The organism is Kitasatospora sp. NPDC114501, assembly GCF_055633695.1.
In genome coordinates this window covers 241710-267705 of the sequence record NZ_JBVKDS010000002.1, presented here as the reverse complement: position 1 = coordinate 267705, position 25996 = coordinate 241710, and the positions used below count along the sequence as shown (strand labels likewise).

General features: G+C 74.5%; 16 protein-coding genes. 3 read left to right on the top strand and 13 right to left on the bottom strand.

Features of this window, described 5'->3' with window-relative positions; genetic code table 11:
* Positions 1-225: 225 nt before the first annotated feature.
* Positions 226-2493: an ATP-dependent DNA helicase UvrD2 gene (locus tag ACZ7RU_RS04715; RefSeq protein WP_470339495.1), complete on the bottom strand. Its 2268-nt coding sequence runs from the start codon at positions 2491-2493 to the stop codon at positions 226-228.
* Positions 2494-2657: 164 nt separating this feature from the next.
* On the opposite strand from ACZ7RU_RS04715, the gene ACZ7RU_RS04710 reads away from it, so the two are divergent.
* Positions 2658-2915 carry a mycoredoxin gene (locus ACZ7RU_RS04710; protein ID WP_329928084.1) on the top strand — a complete coding sequence of 86 codons (258 nt, stop codon included), beginning with the start codon at positions 2658-2660 and terminating at the stop codon, positions 2913-2915.
* Positions 2916-3017: 102 nt separating this feature from the next.
* Here the strand turns inward: ACZ7RU_RS04710 and ACZ7RU_RS04705 are convergent, their stop codons facing one another.
* From ACZ7RU_RS04705 to ACZ7RU_RS04680, 6 genes are all read right to left on the bottom strand, one after another.
* On the bottom strand, positions 3018-3857 hold the full coding sequence (locus tag ACZ7RU_RS04705; protein ID WP_470339494.1) for a GntR family transcriptional regulator: 840 nt from the start codon (positions 3855-3857) through the stop codon (positions 3018-3020).
* 254 nt (positions 3858-4111) lie between these two features.
* Positions 4112-5053, bottom strand: coding sequence for an NAD(+) diphosphatase (nudC, locus tag ACZ7RU_RS04700; RefSeq protein ID WP_470339493.1), 942 nt, complete (start codon positions 5051-5053; stop codon positions 4112-4114).
* A 70-nt stretch (positions 5054-5123) separates the two neighbouring features.
* Positions 5124-6527: a dipeptidase gene (locus ACZ7RU_RS04695; protein ID WP_470339492.1), complete on the bottom strand. Its 1404-nt coding sequence runs from the start codon at positions 6525-6527 to the stop codon at positions 5124-5126.
* A 132-nt stretch (positions 6528-6659) separates the two neighbouring features.
* Positions 6660-9524 (bottom strand): FtsX-like permease family protein, encoded by a 2865-nt coding sequence (locus ACZ7RU_RS04690; protein ID WP_470339491.1) that lies wholly within the window; start codon positions 9522-9524, stop codon positions 6660-6662.
* On the bottom strand, positions 9521-10285 hold the full coding sequence (locus ACZ7RU_RS04685; protein ID WP_470339490.1) for an ABC transporter ATP-binding protein: 765 nt from the start codon (positions 10283-10285) through the stop codon (positions 9521-9523). Before ACZ7RU_RS04685 ends, ACZ7RU_RS04690 begins: the two co-directional genes overlap by 4 nt.
* Before the next feature lie 71 nt (positions 10286-10356).
* A complete protein-coding gene (locus ACZ7RU_RS04680; protein WP_470339489.1) occupies positions 10357-10983 on the bottom strand; it encodes a PadR family transcriptional regulator in 627 nt (208 codons plus the stop codon).
* A 79-nt stretch (positions 10984-11062) separates the two neighbouring features.
* Between ACZ7RU_RS04680 and ACZ7RU_RS04675 the strand changes: the two genes are divergently transcribed.
* Complete coding sequence (locus ACZ7RU_RS04675) at positions 11063-12034, top strand: endonuclease/exonuclease/phosphatase family protein (protein WP_470339488.1); 972 nt, start codon at positions 11063-11065, stop codon at positions 12032-12034.
* 7 nt (positions 12035-12041) lie between these two features.
* On the opposite strand, the gene ACZ7RU_RS04670 is transcribed toward ACZ7RU_RS04675, so the two are convergent.
* The 4 genes from ACZ7RU_RS04670 to ACZ7RU_RS04655 all read right to left on the bottom strand — a co-directional run bounded on the left by ACZ7RU_RS04670 (position 12042) and on the right by ACZ7RU_RS04655 (position 20613).
* On the bottom strand, positions 12042-13253 hold the full coding sequence (locus ACZ7RU_RS04670; RefSeq protein ID WP_470339487.1) for a PP2C family protein-serine/threonine phosphatase: 1212 nt from the start codon (positions 13251-13253) through the stop codon (positions 12042-12044).
* A gap of 191 nt (positions 13254-13444) precedes the next feature.
* A complete protein-coding gene (locus ACZ7RU_RS04665; protein WP_470339486.1) occupies positions 13445-16744 on the bottom strand; it encodes a UvrD-helicase domain-containing protein in 3300 nt (1099 codons plus the stop codon).
* Positions 16745-16828: 84 nt separating this feature from the next.
* On the bottom strand, positions 16829-20149 hold the full coding sequence (locus ACZ7RU_RS04660; RefSeq protein ID WP_470339485.1) for an ATP-dependent helicase: 3321 nt from the start codon (positions 20147-20149) through the stop codon (positions 16829-16831).
* A 110-nt stretch (positions 20150-20259) separates the two neighbouring features.
* Positions 20260-20613, bottom strand: coding sequence for an MGMT family protein (locus ACZ7RU_RS04655; protein WP_387749968.1), 354 nt, complete (start codon positions 20611-20613; stop codon positions 20260-20262).
* Positions 20614-20748: 135 nt separating this feature from the next.
* Between ACZ7RU_RS04655 and ACZ7RU_RS04650 the strand changes: the two genes are divergently transcribed.
* The gene (locus ACZ7RU_RS04650) at positions 20749-23466 is read left to right on the top strand and encodes a flippase-like domain-containing protein (protein ID WP_470339484.1); all 2718 of its coding nucleotides are present in this window, start codon (positions 20749-20751) and stop codon (positions 23464-23466) included.
* Positions 23467-23563: 97 nt separating this feature from the next.
* Here the strand turns inward: ACZ7RU_RS04650 and moeZ are convergent, their stop codons facing one another.
* Together moeZ and ACZ7RU_RS04640 are read right to left on the bottom strand one after the other, a co-directional pair.
* On the bottom strand, positions 23564-24742 hold the full coding sequence (gene moeZ / locus ACZ7RU_RS04645; RefSeq protein WP_470339483.1) for an adenylyltransferase/sulfurtransferase MoeZ: 1179 nt from the start codon (positions 24740-24742) through the stop codon (positions 23564-23566).
* A gap of 227 nt (positions 24743-24969) precedes the next feature.
* On the bottom strand, positions 24970-25959 hold the full coding sequence (locus tag ACZ7RU_RS04640) for an NAD-dependent epimerase/dehydratase family protein (protein ID WP_470339482.1): 990 nt from the start codon (positions 25957-25959) through the stop codon (positions 24970-24972).
* Positions 25960-25996 lie beyond the last annotated feature (37 nt).

Sequence of the window (25996 nt, the reverse complement as noted above, 5' to 3'; positions counted from 1 at the left end):
GTCTCCCTGGCTCCGAATGTTCGGATGTCTGTCTCGGTGAAGCTCTCGGGCGAGGGGCATCGGCACAGGTTTCACCCCGTGCGACCGCGTCCCCTTGACCGCTCCGGCAGGCTATTGCGCTCCCGGTACGCGGCGCAAACTATTTTTCACGCGAGTTCTTCGGCACGTCACACAACGGGTTGCAAAGCCCTCGAAAGCGGCCCCATGGACCGCGCCCGGACCGGCTCACGCCGGATCGACCGAACCGCCGTCCTCGACGTCGTCCGGATCCTCCTCGGGCTCCTCCCCCGCACACAACGAGAGCACGGCCGCCCCGTACTTGTCCAGCTTCATGGCCCCGACCCCGGAGATGGCGGCCAGCTCACCGCGCCCGGCGGGCACGTCCTCGGCGATCGCCATCAGCGTGGCGTCGGTGAACACCACGTAGGCCGGCGCGCCCTGCTTCTTCGCCTGCCGGGCCCGCCACTCGCGCAGCCGCTCGTACAGCCCCTCGTCCATCGTGGACGGGCAGCTCTCGCAGCGGCGCAGCTTGCGCTCGACGGCCTCGGTGAGCACCTTGTCGCAGACCCGGCACTTGACCGGCCCGCGGACCCGCCGCGCGGCGGAGCGTTCGCCGGGCTCGACGCCCCCTCGCCCGCCGCGCGCGCCGGTGCGCGCGCCGGGGGCGGCGGAGCCGGGGCGCAGCCCGTCCAGGAAGCGGCTGGGTTTGCGGCTGGCCCGGCCGCCCGGGGAGCGGGAGAGCGCCCAGGAGAGGGTGAGGTGCTTGCGGGCCCGGGTGACGCCGACGTAGAGGAGGCGGCGCTCCTCCTCGACCTGCTCGTCGGTCTTGGCGTAGATGATCGGCAGGGTGCCCTCGGTGAGGCCGACCAGGAAGACGGCGTCCCATTCGAGGCCCTTGGCGGCGTGCAGCGAGGCGAGGGTGACGCCTTCGACGGCGGGGGCGTGCTGGGCCGCGGCGCGGGCGTCCAGCTCGGCGACGTAGGCGGCGAGGTCGGTGGCCTGGCCGGCCTCGGTGCGGGTGCGTTCGAACTCCTCGGCCAGTCGGACGAGGGCGGCGAGCGACTCCCAGCGGTCCCGGACGGCGCCGGAGCCGGCCGGGGGTTCGGCGGTGAAGCCGCGGGTGGCCAGCACCGCGCGGACCTGTCCGGCCAGGTCGGGGGCGTCGTCGGTGAGCGGGTCGGAGGCGGCCCGGGCGGCGCCGCGCAGCAGTACGCCGGCGTCCCGGACCTCGGGGCGTTCGAAGAACCGTTCCGCGCCCTTGAGCTGGTAGGGGACGCCGAGGTCGGCGAGGGCCTGCTCGTAGACCTCGGACTGGCCGTTGGTGCGGAACAGTACGGCGATCTCGCTGGCGCGCACCCCGGCGGCGAGCAGTTCCCTGATCCGGCGGCCGGTGGTCTCGGCCTCGGTGGGCTCGTCCTCGTACTCGGTGTAGACGGGGTCGGGGCCGGCCTCGCGCTGGGAGACGAGTTCCAGGCGGTGCCGGGCGGCCTCGCCGCGGGCCTGGGCGAGCAGCCCGTTGGCGAGGTGGACGACCTGGGGGGTGGAGCGGTAGTCGCGGACCAGCTTGACCACCGTCGCCCCGGGGTGCCGGTTGCGGAAGTTGAGCAGGTAGTCGGGAGTGGCGCCGGTGAAGGAGTAGATGGTCTGGCTGGCGTCGCCGACGACGCAGAGGCTGGCGCCGCCGTCGGGGCCGGTCCACTGGTCGAGCAGGCGCTGCTGGAGCGGGGAGACGTCCTGGTACTCGTCGACGGTGAAGTGCCGGTACTGGGAGCGGACCTGGTCGGCGATGTCCGGGCGGTCCTCCAGGATGGCGGCGGTGAGCAGCAGGACGTCCTCGAAGTCGATGCTGCCGCGGCGGGTCTTGGTCTCCTCGTAGACGCGGTAGACCTGGGCGGTCTCGGCCGGGTCGCGGGGGGCCTCCCGGCCGGACTTGGCGACGGCGACGGGGTAGTCCTCGGGGGCGATCTGGGTGACCTTGGCCCATTCGATCTCGGCGGTGAGGTCGCGCAGTTCGGTGCGCTGGACGCGCAGGCCGCAGCGGCCGGCCGCCTCGGCGACGAGTTGGACCTTGCGTTCGAGGAGCTGGGGGACGGGGCCGCCGACGGCGCGGGGCCAGAAGTACTGGAGCTGGCGCAGGGCGGCGGCGTGGAAGGTGCGGGCCTGGACGCCGTCGGCGCCGAGTTGGCGCAGTCGGCCGCGCATCTCGCCGGCGGCGCGGGCGGTGAAGGTGACGGCGAGGACCTGTTGGGGGTGGTAGACGCCGCTGCGCACGCCGTAGGCGATCCGGTGGGTGATGGCGCGGGTCTTGCCGGTGCCGGCGCCGGCCAGGACGCAGACGGGGCCCTGCAGGGCGGTGGCGACGGCGCGCTGCTCGGGGTCGAGCCCGGCGAGCACGGCGTCCGGGCCCGTGGCGGTGGCGGGGTCGGCCCAGGGGGAGCCCTGGGGGCCGTCGTAGGGGCTGCCGCTCAAGAGGTCTTCCTGCATGCGTTCCATCCTCTCAGCCCGGTGGGACAACGCGGACGGAGTTGTCCACAGGCCCGGTCGGATCGCAGGATGATCGCTCCGCGGGACGGTCGACGGCGCGCCGGAATGCCCGCCGTCCGGTTGGCGTTGCGTCCGGAGACCGTACGCACCCCTCTTTCGAAGGAGCCCCCTCGATGTCCGGCACCGTGACGATGTACAGCACGACCTGGTGTGGGTACTGCAACCGACTCAAGAGCCAGCTGGACCGTGAAGGCATCGGCTACACCGAGATCAACATCGAGGAGGACCCGGCGTCGGCGTCCTTCGTCGAGTCGGTGAACAACGGCAACCAGACCGTTCCGACGGTGCTGGTGACGCCGGCCGGCGGGGGCGAGCGGGTCGTGATGACGAACCCGAGCCTGTTGCAGGTCAAGAAGGCCCTGGCGGCCTGAGCCCGTAGGACCTGAGCCCGGGAACCCGGGCCCGGGCGGTCCGGGCCGCCGAGCCCGGGCCCGACGGGCTCGGCGGGTCCGGGCCGTCGGGGCCGGCGCGCGTCACGGCGCGTCGGCCCGGGCCGGGTCGACGGGCGTGGCGGGCGCGGGCAGGGTGGTGCGCGCGCCGAGGTCGCCGACGCCGTAGACGAGCCGGCTGCGGTCGGCCGAGTAGCGGGTCTCGATGACCCGTACGGGCCCGCGCCGGTCGTAGGTGACGCGGGTCTGCACCATCAGCGGCACGCCGGGGCCGCCCTGGAACCACTGGGCCTCCTCGGGGCCCGGCATCCGCGCGACCAGGTGGTCCACCGCGCCGATCTCGGTGCGTCCGAGGGTGGCGAGCACCGCCTCGTCGCCGCCCTCGACCGGGTCGGGCTCCATCAGCGGGGTGCCGGCGGCGAGGCCGGCCCGGTAGTGGCTCTCCTCGATGGAGTACGGCTCGCGGTCGAGCAGCCGCAGCTGGCGGCGGACCACGATGGCCTCGCCGGGGCGCAGTCCGAGCCGTTCGGCGATGTCCACCCGGGCCCGGACGATCATCATCTCGAAGTCGGTGCCGAGTTCCCGCCCGGCCTCGGCGGCTTCGCCGAGGTAGACGGCGGAGGGCGCGGCGAGGCAGTCGCGCGGGGCGGGGGTCAGGCCGGGCCCGTAGGCGCGGTGGTCCAGGACGGGGTGCTCGCGCAGGTACGTGCCCTTGCCCTGGAGGCGGACCAGGCGGCCCTCGTTGACCAGGACGTCGACGGCGAGCCGGACGGTGTTGCGGGCGACGCCGTACTGGCGCTCCAGTTCGCTCTCGACCGGCAGGGCGGCGTCGGCGGTGAACTCGCCCTCGGCGATCCGGCGGCGCAGGTCGGCGGCGAGGCGCTGGTATTTGGGGGATTGGGCGGTGCCCCGGGGGATTGTCACCCTCGTGAATGTAGCGAGCGGGGTGAGCCGGTTTCAGCCGTTTCCGGCAATATCGTCCGAGCGGGTTGACTTCGCGCCCGTACCGGCCGCTCCCGGTAGCAGAACTGGCCCGTCCGGACACGAACAGCTGGTCGTGGTGAATTCGGGAAGGGATGGGAAAGAAAACGGGGGGCGCGTGGAATTTGCCACGCGCCCCCTTTCTCGTCTCCGGGACCACCGGTCCCGGGGCCGGGACCGCCGGCCCGCCTCCGGGACTACCAGCGCGCCGCCGAGGGCAGCGGCTCCCCGTACCAGAGCTCGACCAGGTGCCGGGCGATCGAGATGCCGGACGGCGGCAGGATCTCGCCCGCCTCCATCCCGGCCCGCAGCTCCTCGCGGGAGAACCAGCGTGCCTCGGCCAGCTCCTCGCCGTCCACGGTGATCTCGGTGCCGCCGGGCAGCGCCCGGCCCGTGAAGCCGAGCATCAGGCTGGACGGGAACGGCCACGGCTGGCTGGCGACGTAGCGCACCTCGCCGACCCGCACGCCCGCCTCCTCCTGCACCTCGCGGACCACCGCCTGCTCGATCGACTCCCCCGGCTCGACGAAGCCGGCCAGCGTCGACCAGCGGCCCTCCGGCCACAGCGCCTGGCGGCCGAGCAGGCAGCGGTCCTGCTCGTCGGTGATCACCATGATCACCGCCGGGTCGGTGCGCGGGTAGTGCTCGGCCGCGCAGGAGGTGCAGCGCCGCACGTGCCCGGCGCCGCCCTTCTCGGTCGGGTGCCCGCAGCGCGAGCAGAAGCTGTGCAGCCGGTGCCAGTGCTCCAGCGCCACGGCGTGCACCAGCAGCCCGGCGTCCCGGTCGGACAGCAGCCCGCCGACCTCGCGCAGCCCGGCCGGGCGGGCGTCGCCGTCCAGCCGCCCGGGCAGGCTCTCGCCGGCCAGCGCGAAGTACGAGACGCCGTCCTGGTCGGTGCCGAGGAAGTACCGGTCGCCGGTCTGCGGCGCCTCGAAGGAGGGCAGCAGCACGAGTTCGGTGCCCTGCGCGGTGTCGACCACGAACGCCTCGCCGCCGGCGATCGGCAGGACCCGGGTGTTCGGGTGGCTCCAGGCGGCCGCCAGCCAGGGCTCGTCGAAACGGTGCTCGGCCGCCCGGTCCACCCCGGACCGGGCCAGTGCCAGGTGCAGCGGGCGCTCGGTCTCAGGCACGGTGCTCACGTCTGTTCCATCCCCACGTGGTGAATCATCCGGATGAGTGATCTGGCTGCCATGGTGCGCGCAGCGGGGGTCATTCCCCCGGCCGGAAGTTCTCGGCCAGGTCGCCCCAGAGGTACGCGGCGGTCTCCACGCCCTTGGCCAGCAGGTCCAGTTCGACCTTCTCGTTGACCGAGTGCCAGCCGTCCGAGGGCACCGAGATGCCGAGGAACAGCACCGGCGCGTCCAGTGCGTCCTGGAGGTCGGCGGCGGGGCCGGAGCCGCCCTCGCGGGTGAAGAGGATCTTCTGCTCGAAGGCCCGTCCCATCGCGCGGACGGTGGACTGGAGCGCCGGGTGGTCCAGCGGGGTCAGGCAGGGCCGGGTCGCCCCCGGGAAGACCAGCTCGTACCGGACGCCCTCGGGCACCCGCTCGGCCACCCAGGCCCGCACCGCGTCGCGGACCTTCTCCACCTCCTGGCCGGCGACCAGCCGGAAGGACAGCTTGAGGTGCGCCGAGGTGGGGACGATGGTCTTGCCGCCGGGGCCGGTGTAGCCGCCCCGGATGCCGTTGACCTCGGCGGTCGGGCGGGCCCAGATCCGCTCCAGGGTGGAGTAGCCGGCCTCGCCGCGGGTGCCGTACGACCGGGCGACCTTCAGCCACTGCTCCTCGTCGAAGGGCAGCTCGGCGAAGAGTTCGCGCTCGCGCTCGGTCAGCTCGACGACGCCGTCGTAGAAGCCCGGGATCGCGACCCTGCGGTCGGCGTCGTGCAGGGCGGCGGCCAGCTCGGCCGCGACCTGGGCCGGGTTGGGGACGGCGCCGCCGAAGGAGCCGGAGTGGATGTCGGTGTCCGGCCCGTACAGGTCGATCTGGGCGTCGGCCAGGCCGCGCATGCCGGTGCAGACGGTCGGCGTGGTCGCGGACCACATGCCGGTGTCGGAGATGACGACCACGTCGGCGGCCAGCCGCCCGGCCTCGCGCCGGACCAGGGCGGGGAAGTTCGGGGAGCCGGACTCCTCCTCGCCCTCGATCAGCAGCTTGAGGTTGACGGCCGGCGCGGTGCGGCCGGTGGCGGCCAGGTGGGCGCGCACGCCCAGGGTGTGGAAGAACACCTGGCCCTTGTCGTCGGCGGCGCCGCGGGCGAACAGCCGGCCGTCGACCACGGTCGGGGTGAACGGCTCGGTGTCCCAGCCGTCCTCCCGGGCCGCGGGCTGCACGTCGTGGTGCCCGTAGACCAGGACGGTCGGCGCGGACGGGTCCCCGGAGGGCCACTCGGCGAACACCGCCGGCAGTCCGTCGGTCTCCCACACCTCGGCCACCGGGAAGCCGGTCGCGGCCAGCTTGGCGGCCAGCCACTCGGCCGAGCGCCGCACGTCGCCGGCCCGGTCCGGGTCGGCGGAGACCGAGGGGATGGCCAGCCACTCGGAGAGGTCGGCGAGGAAGGCGGCCTGGTGCCGGTCGATGTAGGAGCGGACGGCGCTGTCCGGGGTTCTCGTCATACCGACGACTGTAGTTCGCCCGTGCGGGTGCCCGCCCCGGCCGTCCGGCTGGCGGGCCCCGTCGGGGCTGTAACCTCCGTCACCCCCGCCGCGACGGTGCCGCGGACGGGGGCGACGGAGACTGTTCCGGCCTCAGCCGGAACGGCGCAGCAGGGTGATCCGCGAGCGGGTCATCAGGGCCGCGAGGACGGCCGCGAGCAGCGGCAGCAGCACCACGGTGGCGGCGACGGTGGGCCACGGGAAGACCAGGGTCGCCTTGTTGGCGATCTCGTCGGCGCTCATGCCCGGGTACCTGCTCGCCGCGGCTTCGACCTTGCGCAGGGCCACGCCCGGCACGACGCCGCAGACCACGCCGAGCAGGGCGCCCATGGCGGCGATCACCCCGCACTGGAAGCCGGACAGCGTGCGCCGGATGCGGGGCTCGGCGCCGACCGCCGCGAGGGTGGTCAGGTCGCGCTGGGAGTCGGCGGCGGCCAGTCCGGTGGCGATGCCGGCCGCGCCGAGGGCGACGATGGCGGCGAAGACGTTCAGGCCGAGCCGGACCAGGTCGGCCTGGGACTCGTAGCCGCGTTCGATCTTCATCACGTCGTGGTCGCTGAGCTTGGCCAGCGCGGCGTCGGTCCTCTGCTGGGCGCTGTCGGAGGGCGCCGAGGAGGGCAGCCAGACCGATCCGCCCGGGGCGGTGGTGAAGCCGAGCCGGGCGGCGGTGGCCGGGCTGATCACGGCCTGGCCCGGGGAGCGCAGCACGGGTTCGGCGAGCACGGCGTCCACGGCGATCTCGACGATCTCGGGCTTGTCGTGGGAGGAGCCGCCGGTGCTTCCGGTGACCGGGACGGTGTACTCGAGGGCGAGCTTGCCGTCCTTGAGGTAGCGCGCGTCGAAGACCACGGCCTTGCCGTCGGCGAGGGCCTGGACGGCCTTCTGGTCGGTGACGCCGTAGAGGTTGCGCAGCAGGTTGGCGTCACCGGCGGACAGCGGGGTGAAGGCGACGCCGCGGCGGTCGTTGGTGTGGCAGCGCTCGTCGGCCTCCAGGATCCGCTCGCGCTCGGCGAAGGGGAGGTCGACGCCCCGCAGGAGGGCGGGGCAGCGGTCCTCCTTGGGCACCTCGACGCCGATGTAGCCGCAGTAGCCGTCCTCGGGGCAGTCGCCCTTGGGGTGGACGCGCTGGACGTCGGCCCGCGGGCCGAGGTCGGGGATGCCGCGTTCGATGGCCTCGCGCATCTGCGGGAGCAGCTTGACGTCAGAGGAGTCCAGCCAGCCGGTGCCGAGCATGACGGCCCCGGACGGGCCGGAGGCGACGTAGTCGCGCCGGTACTCCTCGTCGAGGCTGGCCATGTAGACGCTGACCGCGACCGAGCCGGCGACGGCGGCCATCACGGCGGCCACGGCGGGCGCGGTGCGGCCGCGGTGGCGCACGGAGTCGCGCAGGGCGAGCCGGGGGCCGAGCGGGAGCCAGCGGCCGAGCCGGCCGAACAGGCCGACCAGGTAGGGCACCAGGACGACCATGCCGAGCTCGGCGAGGGCCGAGCCGCCGAGGACGGCGAAGCTGCTGTTGCCGATGCCGTTGGTGGCGCCGTACAGGGCGAGGGCCGCGCCGCCACCGAGCATCAGCAGGCCGAGGGCGGCGAGCCTGCGGCTGGGGGGCTTGAGGTTGTCGCGGCCGGTGAGCGCGGCGACGACGTCCTGGCGGGAGGCCTGGACGGCGGGCACGACGGCGGCCAGCAGCCCGGTGGCGAGTCCGACCAGGAGGATGCCGAGCAGGTCCAGCGGCGGCACCTCGAAGTGGCCGAAGCGCTGGCCTGCGTAGTCCTCGGCCTGGGTGCGCAGCGCGGCGACGAGGCCGATGCCGAGGCCCAGGCCGGTCAGGGCGCCGGTGATGCCGAGGACGATGCCGCCGCCGAGGACGACCCCGCGGACGTTGGCGCGTTCACCGCCGGCGGCGGCGAGCAGGCCGAGCTGCCGCCGGGAGCGCCGGGCGCCGACGGCGAAGGCGGGGCCCGCGAGGAGGACGATCTCCAGCAGGGCCATGCCGACGACGGTGGCGAGGATGACGACGCCGCTGCGGTTGAAGTAGCTGGTCTGGTCGCCTCCGCGCGCCCTCGTCTCGGTGTAGTAGGGGACGTCGGCGCGGGGCGGCGGGTCGGTCAGGACGGCGCGGGAGGTCAGCAGGTAGCCGTACTGGTTGACCTCGGTGACCTTGTGCCAGTCGAGTTCGGCTCCGGCCGGGAGCTTGACCAGCCAGCGGGTGGGTCCCTCGGGGCCGGCCGAGCCCTTGGAGCCGCTCGACGGCGTGGGGAGCCGGTCGATCAGGGTGCCGGGGCGGGTGGTGAGTTCGGTGGTGCGCAGTTCGCCGGGGTACTCGTAGACGCCGGTGATGGTGAAGGGGTTGGCCTCCAGGCCGCGGACGCTGGTCCGGTCGCCGATCCTGAGCCCGGAGCGCTTGAGGAAGTCCGAGGTGACGGCGGCCTCGGTGTCGGCGGTGGGGGCGCGGCCGTCGGTCAGGTCGAGCCGGCCCCGCCAGACGGGGTCGGTCAGGTCGGCTTCGGCGACCCTGGTGCTGACCAGGCCGGCGGAGCTGCTCGCCGCGGTGTACGGGCCCTGGCGTTCGGGCACCAGGGTGGCGCCGGGGAGCAGTTGGCGGGCGAGGTCGGCGGGGGCGGTGTCGAGGGCGCGCTGCTGGGCGGCGGTGTAGGTGGGGGGCTGGCCGTCCTTGGCGTCGTCCGTGGGGCTCTGCACGCTGAAGCCCTTGTCGGGGTCGGGCGCCTGCTTGACGGAGGAGCCGCGTTCGACTATCTCGAGTTCGCCGGCGGCCTGGCCCATGACCCGTACCGCGTGTTCGGCGGGGGACAGTTCGGCGCTGCGGAAGACCACGTCGGCGCCGGTGACGCCGAGGACGGGCAGGGCGACCATGGCGACGACGAGGGCGCTGCGGCCCTTGGCGCGCAGGGCGTCACGGCGGGCTATGCGCAGGGCCACCCGCCAGGCGCTGAGCTTCACTCGTCCACCTTCCGGCTGTTGGTGGCGGCGGTGACTAGCAGGCTGGCGGCGTCCTGGCTGACGGACTCGTCGACCATCCGGCCGTCGCGCAGGAAGACGACGCGGTCGGCCCAGGCGGCGTGCCGGGCCTCGTGGGTGACCATCATGGCGGCGGCGCCGGCGTCGCAGCGGGCGCGCAGGACGGCGAGCACGGCCTCGCCGGTGGTGGAGTCGAGGGCGCCGGTGGGTTCGTCGGCGAGGACCAGGCGGCGGTCGCCGATCAGGGCGCGGGCGATGGCGACGCGCTGCTGCTGGCCGCCGGACATGTCGTCGGGGAAGCGGTCGGCGAGTTCGGGGATGCCGAGTTCCTCCAGGGCGGTGAGGGCCTCGCGGCGGGCGGCGCGGGTGGACAGTCCGTCGAGTTCGCGCGGCAGCGAGATGTTCTCGGCGGCGGTGAGCGCCGGGATCAGGTTGTAGTCCTGGAAGACGTAGCCGACGGAGCGTCGGCGGACCTGGGCGAGCTTCTTGCGGTTGAGCTCGCCGAGGGCGACGCCCTCGACCAGGACCCGGCCGCCGCTCGGGGTGTCCAGGCCGCCGGCCAGGGTGAGCAGGGTCGACTTGCCGGACCCGGAGGGGCCCATGACGGCGACGAACTCGCCGGGGTGGACCTTGAGGTCGACGCCGCGCAGGGCCTGGACCTCGGCGGCGCCCTGGCCGTGGACGCGGGTGACGTTCTCCAGGTGGAGCACCGGCGTCTGCCGGGCCTCTTCGGTGTGGGACACGAATTCCCCCCTTGTGCTGGGTGTGCGCTCGGAGTCGGGGCCGAGCGTGGTGGTTCGGGTGGCGCGGGGGCTCAGGTGCGCAGGCGGCGGCCGCGTTTGGCGGGCGCGGCACCGTCGCTGGTGGCCTCGGCGGTTCGGTTCTGCAGGAGTTCGGCCTGCTGGGCGAGGCGGGTCTCGCAGTGGTCGAGCCAGCGGATCTCCGCTTCGGTCTGGAAGATGAGCTGGTCGAGGACGAGCAGCCAGGCCAGGTCGTTGCTGGCGGAGGGCGTCACGCCGGGGCGCTTCTCCCCCGCGAGGGCCCGGCCCTTGAGCCGGGTGTAGTCCTGGAGCGCCTTGATGCTGTGCCGGCGCTGGCCCTGGACGACGGCGGAGACGTCCACCCCCGGGACGGTCACCGCCATGGCGAGCTTGATCGCGAGTTCGTCGCGCGGGGGGTTGGTCCGGGGCACGGGGGTGTCGAACCAGGCCCGCAGTTCCTCGCGGCCGGCGTCGGTGGCGGCGTAGAACTGGTGGCCCTCGTCGTCCTCCCCGGCGGGCTCGACCAGCCCGTCGCGTTCCAGCCGGGACAGTGTGGTGTAGACCTGTCCGACGTTGAGCGGCCAGGTGGCGCCGGTGCGCGCCTCGAACTCGGTGCGCAGCTGGTAGCCGTAGCGCGGGCCCTGGTCGAGCAGGGCGAGCAGACCGTGACGGATGGACATACCGAGTATGTATACCCGGTATGCCCTGCCGCCTCAAGCCGGGCCCGCCCGCCGCGGGGAGCGGGTACCGTCGTGCGGTGTGAGCCAGTTGCGTATCGCCACCTTCAACCTCCTGCACGGTCAGCCGCTCGCCCCGGACGGCGCGCCGCGGCCCTTCCCGTCCGACGCCGGCGCGCCGTTGGCCGAGGCGGTGGCCGCGCTGGACGCCGACGTGCTGGCGCTCCAGGAGGTGGACCGGTACCAGTCGCGCTCCGGCGGCACCGACCAGGCGGCGGTGGCGGCCGCAGCGATGGGCGCCAAGGACTGGCGCTTCGCCGCCGCGCTGCACGGCCGCCCCGCGCCGGTGGCGGGGTGGGTGCGGGAGCCGGCCGGCCCGAACGGGCTGCGGGTGTACGGGCCGGACGAGGTGGGCGACGGCGCCCTGCCCTCGTACGGGACGGCGCTGCTGACGAGGCTTCCGGTGCGGCACTGGCGGGCCCGGCGGTTCGCCCCGGCGCCGTTCGGGCTGCCACTGCGGGTGGCCGGGCGGCGCGGGCTGACCCCGGTGCCGGACGAGCCGCGGGCGGCGCTGGCGGCCGTCCTGGAGGGCGAGCGCGGGCCGTTCACCGTGGTGGCGGCGCACCTGTCCTTCGTCCCCGGCTGGAACATGGCGCAGCTGACCGGCATCCGCCGCTGGATCGCCGACCTGCCGCAGCCGTACCTGGTGCTGGGCGACTTCAACCTGGTCGGCGCCGTGCCGCGGACGGTGCTCGGCGGGGCGACGGCGCTGGAGCGCACCGCGCCGCGGGCGCGGGTGCGCGAACTGCGGGCGGCCCGGCGGGCCCGGCCGGCCCTGGCCGAGCCGCGCCGGCGCCGGGTTCGCGAGCCGCGCCCCCGTCTGCAGGGCTGGTACGACCTGGTGCGCACGCCGACCTACCCCTCGCACCGGCCCGCGGTGCAGTTCGACCACGTGCTGGCGATCGGCGTGCCGCGCACGGCGGTCGGCCCGGCCGCGGCGCCGCGCGCCGCGGTGTCGGACCACCGGCCGCTGCTGGTCCAGGTGTCCCTGTAGCGAGGCGCTACTGGTGCGTCAGGACCCCGGCCTGCTGCGGGAGGTGGATGGTGGCCGCGGCCGGCGCCCCCTCCGGCGCGAGCACGGCCGGGGGGTCGAACTGGAGCAGCAGCATGGCCGCGTCGTCGCCGAGCTGGCGCCCGACGTGGCGCACCACGTCCTCGTGCAGGCGCTGCAGGACGTCGGCCGGGCGGCCGTCGGCGCAGTGCGGGAGGCGTTCGGCGAGCGGGTAGAAGACGCCCGCGCGGTCGCGGGCCTCGATCACCCCGTCGGTGAACAGCAGCACCCGGTCGTCGTCCTGGAGCAGCAGCCGGTGCACCGGCGGGCGGACGTCGGCCGGGTCGAGGACGCCCAGCGGCGGTACGGTCTCGGCGAGTTCGAGCGCGCTGACCTCTCCGTCGCGCAGCAGCAGCGGGGCGGGGTGGCCGCAGTTGACGATCTCCGCGGCGCCGTCGGGTCCGACGCCGATCAGCACCAGGGTGACGAACTCCTCCTCCACGCCCGGGTGGTCGTTCTCGTGCAGGGCGCGGTCGAGGCTGACGGCGAGCCAGCCGGCCACCCGGTCCAGCGCGGCCTCCTGGTGGGCGGCCTCGCGGAAGGCGCCGAGCACGGCGGCGGCGGTCTCCACCGCGCCGAGGCCCTTGCCGCGCACGTCCCCGACCACGGCCCGCACCCCGTGCCGGGTGTTGACCAGCTCGTAGAGGTCGCCGCCGATCCGGGCGTGGGCGGCGGCGGCCTCGTAGTGGACGGCCGCCCGGACGGTGCCGACCCGTTCGGGGACGGGCCGCAGCAGGACCCGGCGGGCGATCGAGGCGACCAGCTGGGCGTCGGCCAGCGCCCGTTCCTGGCGCAGCCTCAGGGTGGCGCTGACCCAGCCGATCGCGGCGACGAGCAGGATCGCGAAGACGCTGGCGGCGTGCACGGACTCGCCGAGCGTGTCGCCTCGGAAGGCCATCAGGAAGGCCGCCGCCTCGGTGCCCAGACCGATGGCGAGCGGGTACCAGGTTCGGCGGCTGACCACGGCGGCCAGCGCGGGTACGGCGGTGAGGGCCGGTTCGACCGTCACCTCGGTGCCGCTGAGGTAGTCGAGGGCCACGATCAGCACCATGCCGATGAACGGCAGCGCCAGCGCCGTCCTCGGCCAGGTGCCGGTCGCGCGCGGCGCGGGCCCCTGTGTCGGCCCGGTGAACCGCTCTCTGATCCATCCGGTCGCGCTCAACTTCGGTCTCTCCAGCAGAAGACGCCGATGCCCGGGGGCACCTGCGGTGATGACTGAGGGTTAGGGAATGCGGGCCTCGCTGGCGGCCGGAGCTCGGGGGTTGACCGGTTACCGACCCCACAATAGGCGCGAAACGTGCGCGACGCACAGGTTTCGGGCACTGGCGTGATGACTTGGATGCTCTGCGTGACTCAATAGTCACTGTTCCCGATCAGGAGCCGTTCCAACTCTTTTCGGTCGGGAAGTCCTGTCGGACGGACGATCCGGCCACTGCGGACGTACAGGAACGAAGCCGTGACCTGCTCGGGATCGACGCCCGCTTGCTCGGCCCAGGCCAGCCGGTAGACCGCGAGCTGCAACGGGTCGGCGGTCTCCTCCCGGTGGGTCTTCCAGTCCACCACTTCGTAGCGTGACGCACCACCGGATTCCGACAACGCGTCATCCTCCCGGTAGACCGCGTCGATCCGGCCCCGCACCACCCGGCCCGCCAGCACCAGTTGGAACGGCGCCTCCACCCGGTGGGGCCTGCGCTGCGCGTACGGGGTGCGCAGGAACGCCTCCTTGAGCCGCTCCAGGTCCTGCTCGTCCTCGATGCCGTCGTCGTCGGCGCCGGGCAGCGCACCGGGCTCGACCAGCAGCAGCGGCTCGATCCGGGACTGCACCCAGGCGTGGAAGCGGGTGCCGCGCCGGGCCGCCGGCTGCGGGGGCCGCGGCATCGGGCGGGCCAGCTCGTGCGCGAAGCCGTCCGGGTCGGCGGCCAGCCGCAGCAGCTGGGTGGCGGACAGCGCGGCGGGCAGCGGCACGTCCCGCGCGGTGCGCCGGGAGCGCTCCAACTCGCCCAGCAGCGCGGTCAGATCACGGTCCCAGGAGGCCACCTGGCGCCGCTCCTCGGGGGCCAGCTCCTCGGCGTCGGGCCCGCCCGGGGCCGAAGGGCCCGCCGGCGCCGGGTCCGCGGGCCCGGAGGCGGACGGACGGGCCGCGGCCCCGGCCAGCCGCGCGCGCACCACCTCGGCGACCCGGCGGCGGGCGTGCTGGGCGGCCGGGTCCAGCGGCAGCGGCCAGGGTCGCTCGACGGGAGCGGCCAGCACCGGGTTCTCGGCGCCCTTCTCCGGCTGCTCGGCCCAGTGCTCGACCTCGCCGGCGCCGGGCCGCTCGCAGTGCTCGCGCAACTGTTCCAGGAAGGCGGACGGGCCGCGGACGGTCTTCTGGCTCGGCCCCCACCAGTGCCCGGAGGCCAGCAGCAGCGAGCGGGGCCGGGTGAACGCCACGTATCCCAGGCGCAGTTCCTCGACGCCGGAGTGCTCGGCCAGCTCCTTCTTGAACGCCGTCATCGACTTCCCGTTCCACCCGCCGCGCACGTCGGGCAGAGTTCCGGCGTCGCCGCGCAGGGCGTGCGGGAGCACCCGCTTGGTGCTCGTCCAGCGTTCGCGCGGGCTCGATGACGGGAATGCGCCCCGTACCAGGCCGGGGACGGCCACCACGTCCCACTCCAGGCCCTTGGACTTGTGTGCGGTGAGCACCTTCACGGTGTCCTCGCCGCCGGGCAGGCTGCTGTCCAGGCCGCGGTCGTACTCCTGGGCGGCGCGCAGGAAGCCGAGGAAGGCGGCGAGGCCCGGGTCGCCGTCGAGGTCGGCGAAGGACGCGGCGACGTCCAGGAAGGCGTGCAGGGTCTCCCGCCGGCGGGCGGCCAGGGCCTGCGGGGAGGCGGCGAGTTCGACCTCCAGCCCGGTGACGGACAGTACCCGGTGCAGCACGTCCATCAGCGGGTCGGCGAGCGAGCGGCGCAGGTCGCGCAGCTCGGCGGCGAGCCGGGCGAAGCGCACCCGCGCCTCGGCGGAGAACGGCAGGTCGTCGGGCTGGTCCGGGTCGAGGAAGGTCTCCACCGCGTCGGCCAGCGAGACCACCTCGGTCGGGTCGGTCTCGGCGACGGCCGCGGCCAGCGCCTCGACGCCGTCGGGCCGGTCGGTCCGGACCAGGTCGGCGGCCCGGCGGCCGAGCAGCGCGAGGTCGCGCGGGCCGATCCGCCAGCGCGGGCCGATCAGCAGGCGCACCAGCGCGGCGTTGGCCGTCGGGTCCTGCAGCACCTCGCAGACCGCCACCAGGTCGGCCACCTCGGGCAGCTGCAACAGCCCGCCGAGGCCCACCACCTCGACCGGCACCTCCCGGGCGACCAGCGCGGCGTGGATGTCCGGGAAGGCCGCGCCGCCGCGGCACAGCACGGCGATCCGGCCGGGCGCGGTGCCGGTGCGCACCAGGTGGGCGACCGAGTCGGCCAGCCAGTCGATCTCCTCGGCGTGGGTGGGCAGCAGCGCCGCGCGGACGTAGCCGTCCTGCTCGGCGCCGGGGGCCGGGCGCAGCGCCTCCACGCCCTCGTGCATCTGCCGCAGCGGGGCGGCGAGTTCGTTGGCGAAGGCGAGCAGCCGGCCGCCGCTGCGGCGGTTCTCGCTGAGCGCGTAGCGGTCGGCGGGGCGGCCGTCGGCCTTCGGGAAGTGCCGGGGGAACTCGTCGAGGTTGGCCACCGAGGCGCCGCGCCAGCCGTAGATCGCCTGGCAGGGGTCGCCGACGGCGGTCACCGGGTGCCCGCCGCCGGTGCCGGTGCCGGTGCCGCCGGGGGCGGCGGCCTGCGGCCCGGCGCCGAACAGGCCGGCGAGCATCAGCCGCTGGGCGACCGAGGTGTCCTGGTACTCGTCCAGCAGCACCACCCGGAACTGGCCGCGCAGCAGCTCGCCGACCTCCGGGCGCTGCTGGGCCAGGCGTGCGGCGGCGGCGATCTGGTCGCCGAAGTCCATCAGCCCGGCGGAGCGCTTGCGGCGCCGGTAGTCCTCGACGAGGCGCAGCAGCTCCAGCCGGGCCCGGGCGGTGGCCGGGACGGCCCGCAGGTCGTCGTTGGTCAGCTTGACGGTGGCGAGGGTGTCCAGCAGCCGCTCGTCGAACTCGCGCAGGGTCTGCGGCTCGACCAGGTGCTCGGCGAGTTCACCGTCCAGCGCGGTCAGGTCGGCGACCAGGTTGGCGAAGGTGCCGGTGAGCGCGGGGAACGGGCCGCGGGCGGTGCGCAGCACCTTGGCGGCGAGCTGGAAGCGGGTGGCGTCGGCGAGCAGCCGGACGTCCGGTTCGATGCCGATCCGCAGGCCGTGCTCCTTGAGCAGGCGGCCGGCGAAGGCGTGGTAGGTGGAGATCTCCGGGTCGCCGAGCGGTTCGGCGGCGTCCCGGTCGGCCACGCCGGCCCGCAGGAGGGCGGCGCGCACCCGTTCGGAGAGCTCACCGGCGGCCTTGTTGGTGAAGGTGAGGCCGAGCACCTCCTCGGGCCGTACGGCGCCGGAGCCGACCAGCCAGACCACCCGGGCGGCCATCACGGTGGTCTTGCCGGAGCCGGCGCCGGCCACGATCACGGCCGGTTCCAGGGGGGCGCCGATGGCCGCCATCTGCTCCCGGTTGAACGGGATCCCCAGCAGCTCCTTGAGCTGGTCGGGATGGCTGAGCACGGCGGTCACCCCGCAACCGTAACCGGAGCGGCGGACAATCCCGACCCGCCGGGTCGGCCGCCCTCCCCGGCCCGAGGGGACGGCCGCCGTCCGCTACTCGACGAGCTGGGTGCCGTCGCGCTGGGCGGAGCAGCTGCGGCGGAAGGCGCAGCGGTCGCAGCCGCCGCCGGTCTGCGGGACGAAGCGCTCGGCGAGGACCTTCCCGGCCGCCTCGGCGAGCAGGTTCTCGATCCAGGGCTCGCCCTGCGGCGGCTCCTGCCGCTGCACCTTGGGGGCGTCCTGGGCGGCCTTGGCCGCGGGCTCGCGCAGGTGGACCAGTTCGGCGCCGCCGGTCTCCGGCGGGTGCCCGGTGAAGCCGGGCAGCTCGTTGAGGGCGCCGGCCCGGACGGCGAGCTGGTAGACGGCGAGCTGCTTGTGCTCGGGCAGCGACTTGTCGGTGGGTATCTGCTTGCCGGTCTTGAAGTCGACCACGTAGGCGCGCCCGGCCGCGTCCTTCTCGACCCGGTCCATCGAGCCGCGGATGCGCACCGAGACGCCGCCGACGTCGAGGGTGACGTCGAAGCCGTGCTCGGTGGCGACGAGGTCCCGGCCGCGCTCCAGGACGTGCCAGTTGAGGAAGCGCTCCAGGGCGGAGCGGGCCTCGGTCTTCTCCTGCTGGGACTTCCAGGGCGCGTCGAAGGCCAGCGCGTCCCAGACGGTGTCCAGCCGTTCCATGAGCACGGCGAGGTCCGCGGGACTGCGGCCGGAGCCGACCTCGTCGGCGAGGGCGTGCACCACGTTGCCGAAGCCCTGGGCGGCCGAGCCCGCGCCGCGCGCCTTGACCTCCTTGTCCAGGAACCACTGGAGGGAGCAGTTCTCCAGCTGCTCCAGCCCGCTGCCGGACAGCCGGACCGGCGCGTCGGCGCTGCGCAGCGGCTTGGGGGCGGAGGTCGGGTCGTCCAGGCCCCACCAGCGCTCGGGGCGGGCGGCGGGCACCAGCGGCACCCCGTCCTCGTCGGTGGCGGCGGCGAGGGTGGCGAGCCGTTCGGCGGCGGCGCGGCGCAGTTCGGGCGAGCGGGCGGGGTCGACGGTGACGGCGCGCAGTTCGGCGACCAGCGCGGCGACGGACAGCGGGCGGCGCGGGCGGTGGGTGACGTCCTCGACGGTGACCGGCGGGGTGCGGCGGACCACCCTGCCGGTCCTGGGGTCGACGTCCTCGCGGTACAGCTCGCGCAGGAAGCGGGACGGCTCGTCGCCGTCGTCGGCGGGGGCCTTGACGGCGGTGACGATCAGCCGCTCCTTGGCGCGGGTCGCGGCGACGTAGAAGAGCCGGCGCTCCTCGCCGAGCAGGGCGCCGGGGGAGAGCGGTTCGGCGAGGCCGTCGCGGCCGATCCGGTCGGCCTCCAGCAGGGAGCCGCGGCGGCGCAGGTCGGGCCAGAGGCCGTCCTGGACGCCGGCCACCACGACCAGGCGCCACTCCAGGCCCTTGGAGCGGTGGGCGGTCATCAGCCGCACCGCCTCGGGGCGTACCGCCCGGACGGTGAGGGTGTCGGCGGCGATGTCCTGGGCTTCGAGTTCGGCGAGCAGGTCCAGGGCGCTGCGGTGGCCGGTGACCTGCTCCTCGGCGCGGGCGGCGGTCTCGAACAGGGCGCACAGCGCGTCCAGGTCGCGGTCGGCGTTGCGGCCGGCCGCGCCGCCGCGCAGGGCGGCCCGTTCCAGGCGCTCGCGCCAGCGGCGGCTGCCGTCCCACAGCTCCCAGAGCGCCTCCTCGGCGGTGCTGCCGCCGGCCAGCTGCTCGCGGACCTTGCGCAGCAGGGTGCCGAGGTCGCGGGCGCGGCGGGCGTACGAGGGGTCGAGGGCGACGAGGCGCTCGGGTTCGGCGAGGGCCTCGCGGATCAGTTCGCCGGCCGGGCGCGGGACGGTGGCGGGGTGGCCTGCGGCGCGCAGCGCGGCGCGTTCCTCCTCGCGCAGGGCGCGGCCGAGGCGGCGCAGGTCGGAGCCGTCGAGGCCGCCGAGCGGGCCGGTGAGCAGGGCGTGCGCCAGGTCGGTGGTGAGCGGGTCGGGGGCGTCCGGGTCGCCGTTGCGGTCCCGGGCGGCCTGCTCGGCGCAGACCCGCAGGGCCAGCAGCAGCTGGGCGACGGCCGGCTCCTCGCGCAGCGGCAGGTCGTCGCCGTCGATCTCCAGCGGGACGCCGGCCGCGCCGAGCGCCCGCCGGACGCCGGGGATGGAGCGGGCGCCGGCCCGGACGAGGACGGCCATCTCGCCCCAGGGCACGCCGTCCTCCAGGTGGGCGCGGCGCAGCAGGTCGGCGATCGAGTCCAGCTCGGCGCCGGGGGTCGGGTAGGTGTAGACCTCGACCCGGCCGCCCTCGCGGGACGGCAGCAGGGCGCGGTGCTGGGCGAGCTTGTCGGCGGGCAGCCGGCCCATCGGCATCCGGCGGGCGATCTCCCGGGAGGCGGCGAGCAGCACGGCGCCGGAGCGGCGGGAGACCCGCAGCACCTTGACCTCGGCGGGGCTGCCGTCGGCCTGCCGGAAGGTCTGCGGGAAGTCGAGGATGCCGTTGATGTCGGCGCCGCGGAAGGCGTAGATCGACTGGTCCGGGTCGCCGACCGCGACCAGGTCGCGCCCGCCGCCGGCCAGCTGGCGCAGCAGCCGGACCTGGGAGGGGTCGGTGTCCTGGTACTCGTCGACGAAGACGACCTCGTAGCGCCGCCGCAGCTGCTCGCCGACCTCGGGGCGTTCGGCGAGGAGCACGGCGCGGTGGACGAGTTCGGCGTAGTCGAGGACTCCGCGCAGGTCGAGCACGTCGAGGTAGTCGGCCAGGAAGTGCGCGGCGGCGGCCCAGTCGGGGCGCTGGACGCCCTGGGCGAAGCGCTCCAGCTGGGCCTCGCCGAGGCCGAGTTCGCGGCTTCGGGCGAGGACGGCGCGGACCTCGTCGGCGAAGCCGCGGGTGGTCAGGCAGGCCCGCAGGTCCAGCGGCCAGGCGATGCGGCCCAGGCCGGCCTTGGCGTCCTCGGCGCCGCCGGCCAGCAGTTCGCGGACCATGACGTCCTGCTCGGGGCCGGAGAGCAGCCGCAGCGGCTCGGCGTAGTCCTCCGGGTCCTGGTGGGCGCGCAGCAGGGCGTAGCAGAAGGAGTGGAAGGTGGTGGCCTGCGGGGCGGCGGCCGAGGAGCCGAGCCGGCCGGACATCCGGTCGCGCAGTTCCGTCGCGGCCTTGCGGCTGAAGGTGAGGACGAGGATCCGCTCGGGGTCGGTGCCGTCCTCGATCCGCCGGGCGACGGCCTCGACGAGGGTGGTGGTCTTGCCGGTGCCCGGGCCGGCCAGCACCAGCAGCGGCCCGCCGGCGTGCTCGACCACGGCGCGCTGGTAGGCGTCCAGCACGGGGGGGTCGGGCTGGACGAGCGGGCTGCGCACGAGCCGGTAGGGGGAGCTCACGAAGTCGGTCCTGGGGTCGAACGGTGGGGCACGGCGGGGGCGGGCCCGTCGGGCCCGCCCGCATCGAGCCTACGATCCTGCCCCGTCAATCCCGTCCGTGCGGCGGTTTCCTACGAAATCGGTTCGCCGTCCCAGCGGGCCCGCCGGAGGTCGATCCGGGGCGGGTCGGCGAGTTCCCGCAGCGGGGTGCCCTCCTCGCCGTAGTGGGCGAGGGCGCGCTGCTCGTGCCCGGGCAGCAGGCGGCCGTCCGCGCGGATCACCCGCCACCAGGGCACCGAGCCGCCGTACAGGGCCATCACCCGGCCGACCTGTCGGGGGCCGCCCTGGCCGAGGTACTCGGCGACGTCGCCGTAGGTCATCACCCGGCCGGGTGGAATCCGCTCGGTCAGGTCGAGCACCAGTTCGGCGAACGGCGGCAGGGTGCCCGGGGGACCGTCGTGTGTTGCGTCCGTCACCTGCGGCATTCTTCCCTACGGGGGCGTGTCCGCGGCCCCGTACGAACGATCCGCCGCGCCCGATCCGCCCCCTGTCCCGCACGGGAGGCCGGGGCATGCCACCATCTTCCGGGGCGGTGAGTGGTGATACGAGGACAAGACCAGATGACCGGGACGGCTGACGTGGGCGTGGACAAGGACTCCGACGAGTCCGCTGCCGCCGTGCCGTCGACGCCCGGGAGCGGGAGCGAAGGCCGGCCCGAACCGGGGCCGACGCCGGAAGTCTCCCTGATCAAGGACCGGACGATCAAGACCCCCGCACCCGCGAAGACACCCGAACGGCCCGGCCCGACCGCGGAGCCGGCGGCCCCCGCCGCCCCGTCCGACGACCAGGACGCACTGGACGACGCCCCGCACCTGGACGTCGACGAGCCGCTGCTCGCCGCCCGCGCGCACCGCCCGTCCGACCTGATCCGCTTCCTGGCCGGCGTCTTCGGGATAGTCGCCGTCTTCGTGCTGGCCGGCATCGCCACCTCGACCACCACCGGCATCGAGCAGGACATCGCCTCCAACGCACCGCACTTCTCCGCGGTGTTCTCCACCCTCACCGGCCTGATCTCCAGCGTCGCGGTGCTCGCCGTGCCGCTGGCCTTCGCCGTCGAGCGGCTGATCAAACGCGACGGCCTGCGGGTCGCCGACGGCGTGCTCGCCTCGGTGCTGGCGTACGGCGTCTCGCTCGGCATCGACTGGTGGGTGGCCGAAGGCGCCTCCGAGCACATCCGGGACGCGCTGACCCGGCTGCCGATGGACAGCAACGGCACCCTCACCGACCCGGTGCACGGCTACCTCGCCCCGGTGATCGCCTACATGACCGCCGTCGGCATGTCGAGCAGACCGCGCTGGCGGGTCGCCCTGTGGGTGGTGGTGGTCTTCAGCGGGGTCACCGAGCTGCTCGGCGGCTACACCACCCCGCTGTCGCTGATGCTCACCGTGCTGATCGGCTGGTCCGTCGCCTACGGCACGCTGTACGCGATCGGCTCCCCCAACATCCGGCCCACCGGCCAGCACCTGATGATCGGCCTGCGCAAGGTCGGCTTCACCCCGGCCGGCGCCGTACGCGCCCCCGACGCCCCCGGCGGCACCCGCCGCTACCACGTCACCCAGCAGGGCGGCCCCCCGCTGGACGTGCACATCATCGACCGCGAGCAGCAGGCGTCCGGCTTCTTCTACCGCGCCTGGCGGCGGCTGCGGCTGCGCTCGGTCGCGGTGCGCCGCAGCCCCCAGTCGCTGCGCCAGGCGCTGGAGCAGGAGGCCCTGATCGCGTACGCGGCGGCCGCCTCGGGCGCCCGCGCACCGCAGCTGGTCGCCACCTCCGAGCTCGGCCCGGACGCCGCGATCCTGGTGTACGAGAACGTCGAGGGCCGCACCCTGGACGAGCTGGCCGACGAGGAGGTCACCGACCTGGTGATGGCCTCGATCTGGCAGTCGGTGGCCGCCCTGCACGAGCGCCGGATCGCCCACCGCCGGCTCACCGGCGAGTCGCTGCTGGTGGTGGACGAGCGGACCGGCTGCCTGGTCAACCTGTCCGGCGGCGACATCGCCGCCACCGACCTGACCCTGCGGATCGACGTCGCCCAGCTGCTCACCACCTTCGCGCTGCGGATCGGCCCGGAGCGCGCCGTCGCCACCGCCAACGCGGTGCTCGGCGCCGAGCGGGTGGCCCAGGCGCTGCCGCTGCTCCAGCCGGTCGGGATGAGCCGCTCCACCCGGGTCGACCTCGCCAAGCTCACCAAGGAGCGCAAGGCCGCCGCCCGGGCCCGGGCGCTGGAGCAGGTCGCGGCCGGCGAGCGCACCCAGCAGCAGGCCGAGGAGGACATCGCGGCGGCCGGTGAGGACCTGCTGAGCCGCATCCGCGGCCAGATCCTCCAGATCGCCCCCGAGGCCCCGATGGCCCCGGTCAAGCTGGAACGGCTGAAGCCGAAGAGCCTGATCATGGTGATCGCGCTCACCTTCGCCGCCTACCTGGCCCTGACCACCATCAAGCCGGCCCAGCTGAAGCTCTCCCAGATGAACTGGGCGTGGGCCGCGGCCGCCCTGCTCGCCGCCGCCTTCAGCTACGTCGCCGCCGCGATGAGCCTGACCGGCTTCGTCCCGGAGCGGCTGCCGTTCCGGCGCACCGTCGCCGCCCAGCTGGCCGGCTCGTTCGTCAAGCTGGTCGCCCCCGCCGCGATCGGCGGCATCGCGCTCAACACCCGCTACCTGCAGAAGGCCGGCATCCGTTCCGGCCAGGCGGTGGCCTCGGTCGGCGCCTCCCAGCTGGCGGGCCTGGCCGGGCACCTGCTGCTGCTGTTCAGCTTCGGCCTGATCACCGGCAGCCAGACCAACGGGGACCTCTCCGCCTCCCGCGCGGTGATCATCGGCGTGCTGTCCGCCGCCGTGCTCGCCCTGGTGGTGGCCGCCGTCGCGCCGCTGCGCCGGTTCGTGCTGGGCCGGCTGCGCTCGCTGTTCTTCGGCGTGGTGCCGCGGATGCTCGACCTGATGCAGACGCCCAGCAAGCTGGTCACCGGCTTCGGCGGCATCCTGCTGCTGACCCTCTCCTTCACCGCCTGCCTGGACTTCTCGGTGCAGGCCTTCGGCGGCGACGTCAGCTTCTCGGCCGTCGCGGTGGTCTTCCTGACCGCCAACGCGGCCGGCTCGGCGATCCCCACCCCCGGCGGCATCGGCCCGGTCGAGGTCGCCCTGATCGGCGCCCTGACCGTCGCGGACGTCTCCCCCACGATCGCCACCCCGGCGGTCTTCCTCTACCGGGCGCTGACCTTCTGGCTGCCGGTGCTGCCGGGCTGGATCTCGTACAACGTGCTCCAGCGCAGGAACGCCCTCTGAGCCGGCCCCGGCTCTCCTGAGCCCCCGCGCTTCCCACGCTTCCCACGCGAACGGAAAGGGCCCGCCGGTCGGCGGGCCCTTCCACGTGGAGCGTCGGTCAGTAGACCGGCTTGTGCGGCTCGATCTGGTTCACCCAGCCGAGCACGCCGCCGCCCAGGTGCACGGCGTTGGCGAAGCCGGCGGCCTTCACCACGGCCAGCACCTCGGCCGAGCGCACGCCCGACTTGCAGTGCAGCACGATCTTCCGGTCCTGCGGCAGCTTCTCCAGCGCGTCGCCCATCAGGAACTCGTTCTTCGGGATCAGCACCGCGCCGGGGATGTTGACGATCTCGTACTCGCCGGGCTCGCGGACGTCGATGAGGTAGATGTCCTCCTTGTCGTCCTGCCACTGCTTGAGCTGCTGCGAGGTGACGGTCGAACCGGCGGCGGCGGCCTGCGCCTCCTCCGACACGACGCCGCAGAAGGCCTCGTAGTCGATCAGCTCGGTGACCGTCGGGTTCTCACCGCAGACGGCGCAGTTCGGGTCCTTGCGGACCTTCACCTGGCGGTAGTTCATCTCCAGGGCGTCGTAGATCATCAGCCGGCCGACCAGCGGGTCGCCGATGCCGGCCAGCAGCTTGATCGCCTCGTTGACCTGGATCGAGCCGATGGACGCGCACAGCACGCCCAGCACGCCGCCCTCGGCGCAGGAGGGGACCATGCCCGGCGGCGGCGCCTCCGGGTAGAGGCAGCGGTAGCAGGGGCCGTGCTCGGCCCAGAACACGCTGGCCTGGCCGTCGAAGCGGTAGATCGAGCCCCACACGTACGGCTTGCCGAGCAGCACCGCGGCGTCGTTCACCAGGTAGCGGGTGGCGAAGTTGTCGGTGCCGTCCACGATCAGGTCGTAGCCGGAGAAGATCTCCATGACGTTGGAGTTGTCGAGGCGCTCCTCGTGCAGCACCACGTCGACGTACGGGTTGATCTCCTTGACCGAGTCGCGGGCCGACTCCGCCTTGGAGCGGCCGATGTCCGACTGGCCGTGGATCACCTGGCGCTGGAGGTTCGACTCGTCGACCACGTCGAACTCGACGATGCCCAGCGTGCCGACACCGGCGGCGGCCAGGTAGAGCAGGGCCGGCGAGCCGAGGCCCCCGGCGCCGACGCACAGCACCTTGGCGTTCTTCAGCCGCTTCTGCCCCGCCATCCCCACGTCCGGGATGATCAGGTGGCGGGAGTACCGGCGGACCTCGTCAACGGTGAGCTCGTCGGCCGGCTCGACCAGGGGTGGCAACGACACGGGGACTCCGATGGGTCTTGTTCGGATGGCCAGGGCCACCTCGGTGCGGGGTGGTTGCTCCGCCACGCGGGTGGCTGTCTAGGCCAACAGTGTCACGCCCCCTCGCTATTCCGAGACAGCTCGTCCGATGGGCGAGACGGGCCGCGCCGGATCGTGGAACCGGCGACGGGTGCCGGGAAGGCGCCCCGAGCCCGTGGTTGACGGGCCCGGGGCACTCCGCGGGACGCTCACACCCGGCAGGCCGTCTCCAGCCAGACGTCGCCCAGCGACTCCTCCAGCGGCACCTGCGTCCGCCATCCGAGACGGTCCCGGGCGGTGCGCACGTCCGCCTGCCGCCACGGCACCGGCTCGCCCGGCACCGGCCGGCCCTCCGGCCGGTGCCCCTCCGGACGGTGCCCGGGCAGGTGGTGGCCGGGCGGGTGGTCGCCGCCCGCCCCGGCGGCCTGCGCGGGCAGCAGGACCTGCCGGTTCTCCTCGACGATCTGCCCCTCGAAGCCCGAGGCCCGCACCAGTAGCTGGGCCGCGTCCCGGGCCCGGACGGCGTGCCCGCTGCCGATGTTGACCACCCCGGTGGCGGCCGACACGGCGGCCGCCTGGATGGCCCGCGCGACGTCCCGCACGTCCACGAAATCCCGGTATCCGGACAGGTCCGGCATCCGCACCTGGTGCTCGTCCCGCTCCAGCGCCCGCCGCAGGCCCTCGGCCAGCCGCCCGAACAGCGAGGCAGTCGGCGCCCCCGGGCCCACCACGTCGAACACCCGCAGCACCGCCGCGTCCAGTCCGGAGGCCAGCACCAGCTCAGTCCCGGCCAGCTTGGACACCCCGTACGGGCCGACCGGTCGCGGCTCGGCCTGCTCGGACACCGGCACCCCGCCGGGCACCGGCCCGTACTCGGCGGCCGAGCCGACGTGCACCAGCCGGGCCGGCTCCCGGCTGCGCCGGATGCCCTCGCAGACGGTCGCGACGGCCAGCGTGTTCGACCGGATCAGGGTCCGCGAGCTGCCGTAGGTGGCGCCCGCGCAGTTGATCACCACCTGCGGCGCGACCGCGTCCAGGAACCGGGCCAGCGCGCCCGGGCTCCCGGTGGTCAGGTCGAAGCGGATGTCGGCCGAGTCGCGCCGGCCGAGCACCGTCACCTGCAACTCCTGGTCCATCAGCAGACGATCGGTGACCCGGCGGCCGATGAAGCCGTCGGCGCCCAGCAGCAGCACCCTCATCGGGGGTGTCCTTCCACGAAGCCAGTTCGGGACGACC